The organism is Inquilinus limosus MP06, from assembly GCF_000767795.1.
GTDB lineage: Bacteria > Pseudomonadota > Alphaproteobacteria > DSM-16000 > Inquilinaceae > Inquilinus > Inquilinus limosus_E.
The window spans coordinates 1-1853 of sequence record NZ_JANX01000859.1 but is presented as its reverse complement, the minus strand read 5'-3'; the positions used below and the strand labels follow the sequence as shown (position 1 = coordinate 1853).

Below are 1853 nucleotides of genomic sequence, written 5' to 3'. Positions count from 1 at the left end.
GGGAGAGGTCGGAGACGCGAAGCGGCTCCGGGTGAGGGGATTTCGTCGAGGCCTGGGCCAGCCTTCACCCGGCCGCCCTGGCGGGCGTCCGACCTCTCCCGCCAGGCGGGAGAGGCAATCCGCGAAGATGCCTGATATCCAGTCATCCCCTCGCCGATGCGGTGACTTGCTTCCCGTGTCGGGGCCGATCCGCTACTCTCAGGCCGCCGTCATTCCTGACGGCAATGTTGAACGAGGATCCCCGGTGACCATCGCCGGCACCCAGCACGACGCCCTCTCCCCCGCCTGTGGCGGCGGATGGGTCGTGCCTGCCCTCGTTCCGACCATCGGGCGACCGTTCCCGGCGCGCTGACCGCGTCCGGACCGTCCAGCTAGGCTTCTAAAGCTCACGCAACGCTCCCGGGCCCGGTCCGCGCCGCGGTCCCGTGCGTCGTCGCGTCCGGACCGTCCGTCCCTGCTTCTCCCTCGCCAGGAACACCTCGATGACACAGACGAAGACCACCGCCGTCACCCCCACGCGCGCCGAGGACTATGCCGGCTGGTACCAGGCCGTGGTGCGCGCCGCCGACCTCGCCGAGCCCGCCCCCGTGCGCGGCTGCATGACGATCAAGCCCTGGGGCTACGGCATCTGGGAACGCATCCAGGCCATCCTCGACCGCCGCTTCAAGGAGACTGGCCACCGCAACTGCTACTTCCCCCTGTTCATCCCCCTGCAATACCTGCAGGCCGAGGCCGAGCATGTCGAAGGCTTCGCCGCCGAGGTGGCGATGGTCACCGCCTGGCCAATGTCGGCGGCCGGCTGCGGGTCGACGCGCCGCTGGAGGAGCCCCTGGTCGTCCGCCCCACCTCCGAGACCATCGTCGGCGAGGCGTTCTCGCGCTGGATCCGGTCGCATCGCGACCTGCCCGTGCTGATCAACCAATGGGCCAATGTGGTGCGCTGGGAGAAGCGGCCCCGCATCTTCCTGCGCACCTCCGAGTTCCTCTGGCAGGAGGGCCACACCGCTCACGCCAGCGAGGCCGAGGCGCTGGAGGAGACCGGGCGCATGCTGGGCATCTACCGCGAGGTGGCGGAGGAGGCGCTGGCGCTGCCCGTCATCGCCGGCCGCAAGACCCGGCGGGAGAAGTTCCCCGGCGCCGTCACCACCCTGTGCATCGAGGCGATGATGCAGGACGGCCGCGCCCTGCAATCCGGCACCTCGCACTTCCTGGGCCAGAACTTCGCCCGCGCCGCCGGCATCCGCTTCACCGATGCGGATGGCGCGATCCGGCTGCCCTGGACCACCTCCTGGGGCGCCTCGACCCGGCTGATCGGCGCGCTGATCATGACCCATGGCGACGATGACGGGCTGCGCCTGCCGCCCGCGGTGGCGCCCGACCAAGTGGCGATCCTGCCCGTGCTGCGCGGCACGGCCGAGGATGCCGCGGTGCTGGCCCGCTGCGACGAGATGGCCGGGCGATTGCGACGCGAGTCCTGGCGCGGCGAGGCGGTGCGGGTGACGATCGACCGGCGCCCCGGCAGCGGCTCGGCCAAGCGCTGGGACTCCGGGTTAGTCCCCCGTCGTAAGGGGTCGGTCCGTTCCGGGTAGGAAGTACCGACCGTACCCGAACGGCCCTTCCGGTTAGGTCCCCGTCCCGGAACCGTTTCCCGTCCCGGTCGGGCCAAGGGTACGGGACCTACGACCCGTCGTCGACCGCCACGGCGGGGCCGAGGCGCTAGGAGGAGACCGGGCTGGAGGCGTTCGTCGCCGCCCTGCCCGGCCGGCTGTCGGAGATCCAATCCGCCCTGGCCGGCGAAGCCCGGACTTGGCGCGACGCCCGGCTGCGCGACGCGGCGACGCTGGACGAGGCCCG

General features: G+C 71.7%; 2 protein-coding genes. Both read left to right on the top strand.

Going from position 1 to position 1853, the window contains the following annotated elements:
- Nucleotides 1–482 precede the first annotated feature (482 nt).
- Entirely contained in the window at nt 483–914 is a 432-nt protein-coding gene (locus P409_RS41065; protein WP_052121684.1) for a class-II aminoacyl-tRNA synthetase family protein, read from the top strand.
- Nucleotides 800–1588: an aminoacyl--tRNA ligase-related protein gene (locus P409_RS37500; protein ID WP_343285540.1), complete on the top strand. Its 789-nt coding sequence runs from the start codon at nt 800–802 to the stop codon at nt 1586–1588. Before P409_RS41065 ends, P409_RS37500 begins: the two co-directional genes overlap by 115 nt.
- The last annotated feature ends 265 nt before the right edge of the window (nt 1589–1853 follow it).

Excerpts from the sequence above, each read along its gene's own strand:
- P409_RS41065 (WP_052121684.1), top strand. The coding sequence starts at position 483 with ATGACACAGACGAAGACCACCGCCGTCACCCCCACGCGCGCCGAGGAC.